Source organism: Shewanella sp. 3_MG-2023, from assembly GCF_030548765.1.
In the GTDB taxonomy this organism is placed as follows: Bacteria; Pseudomonadota; Gammaproteobacteria; order Enterobacterales; family Shewanellaceae; genus Shewanella.
In genome coordinates this window covers 1-6,245 of the sequence record NZ_JAUOSH010000059.1, presented here as the reverse complement: position 1 = coordinate 6,245, position 6,245 = coordinate 1, and the positions used below count along the sequence as shown (strand labels likewise).

The window sequence follows — 6,245 nt, the reverse complement described above, 5'->3', positions numbered from 1 at the left end:
ACCTACCAATTGCGCTAAGACGCATCGTTAATGCTACGAGAGGATATATCAATGGAACGTAGAAGTTTTTTAAAAGCGAGTGCAGCACTTGGCTGTGCAGCAACGGTAACCGGTTGTAAAACCAGTTCAGATGATGCCAATGTCACCCCAACTCCGCCACCTGTGGCTGATGAGCAAATGAATTGGTCTGCCTGCTTGGTTAACTGTGGCTCAAACTGCCCAATTAAAGTATTTAGCCGTGATGGAGTCATTACCCGCATTGAAGCTGATCACGAAACCACTGACGAATACGGGGTTAACCACCAAATCCGTGCCTGCGCCCGTGGCCGCTCTTTAAAGCAACGCACCTATGCGCCGGATCGTTTAAAAACCCCAATGAAGCGTATTGGCAAACGTGGCGAAGGTAAGTTTGTACCTATCTCATGGGACGATGCTTACGCAGAAATTGCAGCGAAACTACAAGAAACAGCAAGTACACATGGCAACGAGTCAATCTACTTTAACTATGGAACTGGCGCCTACTACGGTTTTGCAAACAATGCTGCCACTTGGGGTCGATTACTTAACCTAAATGGTGGATTCTTAAACCATCATTGGGATTATTCATGGTCGCAAGTTTACATGGCGGCAATGGCCACTTATGGCGACAAATGGGACTCGATTGGTGGTTCAAGTTTGGCTGAAATCGAAAACAGTGATTTATTCATTGGTTTTGGTTTTAATCCAAACGAAATTCGTCAATCAGGTTCTGGTGAAGGCTATGACTTCATTAAAGCGCTTGAAAATAACAAACATAGTATCGAAGTGTATATGGTTGAGCCGCGCTATACCGACTCAATGCGTGGTAATGAACACAAGTGGTTAGCTGTTCGTCCAGGTACTGATGCAGCGCTTGCTGAAGCCGTTATTCACCACATGATTGATACTGGCTGGGTTAACGATAACTCTGCAGCTTTCTTAGAAAGCCATTGTGTTGGTTATAGCAAAGCGTCACTTGAGCGACTAAAAGCCGAACTAGAAGTTGAACAAGACCAAAACAAGCGTGAGCACGCACAATATATTAATCCTGAAGACAACTACCATGACTACATCATGGGTATGGGTAAATACCTTGGACAAGGCGCTCGCACCCCTGAGTGGGCTGAAAAGATTTGTGGTGTTACCGCTGACAACATTCGTGAACTTGCAACCAAGTTAATGAATGCTAAAGCTCCATACATCTCTGCCGGCGCAGGTGTCAGCCGTCATGCTAACGGTGACCAAAATACTCGCGCAGTTTATATGCTTTCTATTATGACGGGTAAACTCGGCCAAGCGGGTGTTAGCACCGGTGCCATGCCATCAAGCAACCAGTTCCCACTTGGTGGTGGTTTGCCAGCTGGTAACAACCCAGTTGATATTACCATTCCTTGTTTCTCTTGGTCTGATGCCATTGTCCGTGGTGAAGAATTTACTGGCACCACTGACGGCGTTCGTTACGCTAGCAACGCCTTAAATGAAATCGAAGACAACAACAGTGCCAAGTTAAACAGCAACATCAAAGTGATCATTAATACTTCAAGTAACATCTTGATCAACCAACACTCTGATAGTAACGGCACCGCTGAAATCCTCGCTGATGAGAGTAAATGTGAGCTGATTGTTGTTTGTGATTGCTGGATGACGCCTTCAGCTCGATACGCCGATATTATTCTGCCTGATACCACTTGGCTTGAGTCAGAAGATCTTGCCGATGACAGCTATGCATCAGGTCAAATGGCTTATGCAACCATGATGAGTTCATCGCTTAACCCGCTAGGTGATGCAAAATCAATGTATGACATCTGTGCTGGTATTGCAGACAAAATGGGTAAAGGCGGCGAATATACTGAAGGTAAAACAGGCCGTGATTGGTGTGAAGATATTTACGCTGGTACCCGCGCTGCAAATACTGATGTTGATATGCCAGCCACCTATGGCGAAGCGCAAGAAGTGGGCTTATTCAGAAAATATATGACTAACACTGTTGTTGCCTTAAAAGACTATGTAGCCAATCCTGCAGCTGCTCCAAGACCTACCATCAGTGGCAAAATTGAAATCTACTCAGTGTCTTTAGCTAAAAAAGCCGCTACTTGGACCTTACTTGATGGCGATGAAATTACTCCGCTACCAAAATATGTAGTGACATGGGATGGCTTCGAAGATGAAGAAGCAGCGAAAGATTACCCATTACAGCTATGTGGTTTCCATACTAAAGGCCGTACTCACTCAAGCTACCACAACGTACCTTGGTTACGTGAAGCGGTTGAAGATGCAGTATGGATGAACCCAAAAGATGCCAATGCCAGAGGTATTACCCAAGGGGCAAAAGCACAAGTATGGAATGATCGCGGCACAATTGAATTACCTGTTCGTGTCACACCACGTGTGGCACCAGGTGTGGCAATGGTTGGTCAAGGCGCTTGGTATACCCCAGATCCTGCAGGCCGTATTGGTAACTCAGGTCACATCATCGATATTGGGGGCTGCATTAATACGTTAACTAAGTATCACCCAACTCCGGTGACTAAAGGTAACCCACAACATACCAACCGTGTACAAATTGCAACAGCTTAATGGAGTAAATAACAATGACCACTAATATCCAATATGGTTTTTATATCGACACAGCTAAGTGTACTGGTTGCAAAGCGTGCCAAGTGTCTTGTAAAGATAGAAAAGATTTACCTGTCGGTGTTAACTGGCGCCGTGTATATGAATATGGCGGCGGACAATGGGTTGAAAATCAAAACGGTAGTCTAGAGCAAAACGTATTTACTTATTACACCTCAATAGGCTGTAATCATTGCTCTGAGCCTGTTTGTGTTAAAGCTTGTCCAACCGGTGCAATGCATAAACGCCGTGAAGATGGCTTAGTGCATGTTGCTACCGATTTATGCATTGGTTGTAATAGCTGCGCAAGATCATGTCCTTATGATGCTCCGCAACTAGATCTTGAGCGCAAAGTGATGACCAAGTGTGATGGCTGTTATGAGCGTCTAGCTGAAGGCAAAAATCCAATATGTATCGACTCTTGCCCGTTACGTGCAATGGACTTTGACACCATGGACAACCTCCGCGCTAAATATGGTAATGGTGATGGCCACATTGCACCTTTACCACCAGAAAGCATTACATCGCCGAACTTGATTATTAAAGCGAATGTGAATGGCGGTCGTGATGGTGAAATCGTCAACTTCTCTGAAGTTTAAGACGTCATAAAGCCAATTAGCTAGCCAAGTATATTGATACTTGGCTAGCTTTTTTAGCATAAATAATCGTATTTAATGTGACCTAAGTAGGGTCATAGAATAAAACCCAAAAAATCACCACATTTCCATGTAGCATAGCTAATACAGCATCACGTTAATTACTCTTTATCCGCGCTATAACTGGTATTATCAACAAGCCTATGACTGCAGAAATTACCCAATATGGATTCTATTTTGATACACGTAAATGTGTTGGCTGTAGAAAATGTCATCGCGTGTGTAATAAAAAATTTGATGTGGAAAAATCCGTCAGCACTCGACGGGTCTATAAATATGGCGATGAACGCATTCCTACGGCATTATCAAAACAACCCAATATCTCGACCTATTATTTATCAGTATCCTGCAACCATTGTAGCGAACCAGTATGCGTATTGGCCTGCCCAACAGGGGCGATGCATAAACGTGCCAAAGATGGCTTAGTTCATGTTGCTCAAGAGACATGTGTTGGATGCGGTTCTTGCGCCCGTGCTTGCCCTTATGAAGCGCCCCAACTCGACCCAACACGTAAAGTGATGGTGAAGTGCGACGGTTGCTTCGAGCTAATCGAGCAACAGAGCCTACCTTTGTGCGTCGATGCCTGTCCAAAAGGCGCATTAGACTTCGGCTTGATCCATGAGTTAAGAAGCAAATACGGCACTGAAGTAAATATCTCTTCATTGCCTTCAGCACACATTACCTCCCCCAATATGCTTTTAGGTGGACAGCCAATAACCTCCTCGACTAATAAACCCAAGGGCAACATGGGTAAGCGATATTAGTTGAAGTGATTAGGACTGTAGCAAATGCGGCTCCACTGGTGAATAACTAACGGATTCACCAGTCACTCATCGCCGCTAAGGTATTATTTAGTAAGCAAGAATTCATTTGGAGAAACCCCCATGGTTTGATTAAAGATTTTAGTTAATCTGCCCTGATCGGTAAAACCACAATCACACGCGGTCAGCTTACTATTGCCATGATTCATTTCTAATAATCTACGCACTTTTTTATATTTAACATTATTAATTAATGTTTTACGTGACATCCCCATTTCTTCAACCACTTTTATAGTAAACGAAGTAGCATACCTAAGATAAAAGCTCCTGAACTCATCTAGTAATCCGCAAAAAATATAAAATAATTCCGTATTTAAATTCTTCAACCATAACTAACTCAATATTTTAAAACCTGCATATTAATGGTGAGTTTTAAATTGTGAACCAGATCTTACATCTTTGATTGCTAAATAAACATTTGAAGATAACAAGATCAACACAAAGCTCAAACTATAAAGAAACTACTTTTTTTTAAGACATAAGTTAAGCACCTGATTGTGGGTATTAAATCAAAAAAATTGCTTTAACTACAAATGAAAACTATTACCAACTAAAACCCACTACAAATCACATTTAAATCTCTTTCTTGCTGAACTCCACAAAATTAAACCATCAATGTTTAACAAATGAATAATCGTTAATATCTCACCTAAAATAGCGCCCATATAAAACACCTAATGACTTATTTAATAATTTAAGGGAATGACATTTATGAAAAAAATGATCCTTGCATTAATAATTGGCGCTTCTTCAATATTAATTCCCCATACCAGCGCTAATGCCACCCCATGGGATGACCTCAGTTCAACACAATTAGAACAACAGTTAGTTGAGAAGTTCGCTGAAGGAAATTATTCCCCTAAAGGCGCTGACAACTGCCTAACCTGTCACCGTAAAAATGAAACCGTCATGGCGTTATTTGATGGCGCACACGGCCAAGGTAATAACAGTCAATCACCGATGGCAGGGTTACAGTGCGAAGCCTGTCATGGCCCACAAGGCCAGCATAATCGCGGCGGTAAAGAGCCGATGATTGCTTTTGGTAAAGACAGCAAATTGTCTGCCCCAACCCAAAATACCGTTTGCCAAGGCTGTCATAACGACCCTGAGCAAATGGCATGGCATACCAGCACCCATAACCTAGAAGAAATTGCCTGTGCCGATTGTCACACCATTCATGCCGCTACTGACCCCGCGTTAGATAAGCTGTCGGTGAATGACACCTGTACTTCATGTCACACCCAAGAAAAGGCCGACATGAACAAGCGCTCATCGCACCCAATGAAATGGGACCAAATGACCTGTATTGATTGTCATGCTCCCCACGGTTCAATGAGTGAAAGTGCCCTGATTAAGCCAACCGTTAACGATACCTGTTATAGCTGTCACGCTGAAAAACGTGGTCCCTTCCTATGGGAACACGCGCCAGTCACCGAAAGCTGCGTCTCATGTCATAACCCCCACGGCAGCGTCAACGACAATATGCTTGATAGCCGCGCACCGCAGTTATGTCAGCAATGTCATGCACCCGATGGGCACGCCTCTCGCGTGGTACCTGAGCCGGGGATGGATGCCTTTGGTGGTGGAAAAAGCTGCCTTAACTGTCACAACCAAATTCATGGTTCTAATCACCCAGCTGGCAGTCTGCTGCAACGCTAATGGAGAGCAAGATTATGTCATTTAAATTGAATCTTATTACCCTGTCACTGCTGGCGGTATCGACCTCTGGCATGGCAGCTAACTTCGGGGTTGGCAACGCCAATACCACCGCGGTTGATACCCACAAATATGAATGTAAACGCTGCACTAACGTCGTCGGTTATAGCGGTGAAGTGAGTGTTGCTGCCGGGTATAACGACATCAGTGATATTCACGCAGGTAATGCGCTAGGCACAGCCAAAGATGGCCGCATTGCTGCAGTCAGTGGTGATGTGCGCTTTAGCAGTGAGTCTGGTTATCAAGCCCGAATTCAAGCCCATCAGTTAGGCATGGATAATGGTTTTGCTCACTTGTCTGGCGGTAAAGCAGGCTTGTATGAATTTAGCCTCGATTATGATGCGATTAAAACCTATAAAGCCGGTGATGTAGAAAGCAGTCTGTGGCACAACGATGGCATGTTAACCCCATCTGATGCCAT

General features: G+C 43.9%; 6 protein-coding genes. 5 read left to right on the top strand and 1 reads right to left on the bottom strand.

From position 1 onward, the window contains the following. The first annotated feature begins 51 nt into the window (after positions 1-51). The 3 genes from Q4591_RS19810 (at position 52) to Q4591_RS19800 (ending at position 4,051) form a co-directional block, all read left to right on the top strand. Complete coding sequence (locus Q4591_RS19810) at positions 52-2,595, top strand: DMSO/selenate family reductase complex A subunit (protein ID WP_303462557.1); 2,544 nt, start codon at positions 52-54, stop codon at positions 2,593-2,595. A gap of 14 nt (positions 2,596-2,609) precedes the next feature. Continuing rightward, positions 2,610-3,230 (top strand): DMSO/selenate family reductase complex B subunit, encoded by a 621-nt coding sequence (locus tag Q4591_RS19805; protein ID WP_303462556.1) that lies wholly within the window; start codon positions 2,610-2,612, stop codon positions 3,228-3,230. A gap of 200 nt (positions 3,231-3,430) precedes the next feature. Continuing rightward, the gene (locus tag Q4591_RS19800) at positions 3,431-4,051 is read left to right on the top strand and encodes a 4Fe-4S dicluster domain-containing protein (protein WP_102439415.1); all 621 of its coding nucleotides are present in this window, start codon (positions 3,431-3,433) and stop codon (positions 4,049-4,051) included. An 83-nt stretch (positions 4,052-4,134) separates the two neighbouring features. Here Q4591_RS19800 and Q4591_RS19795 read toward each other — a convergent pair whose 3' ends face one another. Next, on the bottom strand, positions 4,135-4,323 hold the full coding sequence (locus Q4591_RS19795; RefSeq protein WP_303462559.1) for a helix-turn-helix domain-containing protein: 189 nt from the start codon (positions 4,321-4,323) through the stop codon (positions 4,135-4,137). Between the two features lie 496 nt (positions 4,324-4,819). On the opposite strand from Q4591_RS19795, the gene Q4591_RS19790 reads away from it, so the two are divergent. Together Q4591_RS19790 and Q4591_RS19785 are read left to right on the top strand one after the other, a co-directional pair. After that, positions 4,820-5,767 carry a DmsE family decaheme c-type cytochrome gene (locus Q4591_RS19790; protein ID WP_303462554.1) on the top strand — a complete coding sequence of 316 codons (948 nt, stop codon included), beginning with the start codon at positions 4,820-4,822 and terminating at the stop codon, positions 5,765-5,767. 14 nt (positions 5,768-5,781) lie between these two features. Further along, positions 5,782-6,245: MtrB/PioB family outer membrane beta-barrel protein (locus tag Q4591_RS19785; RefSeq protein ID WP_303462551.1), on the top strand; the 464-nt coding region annotated here is incomplete at its 3' end.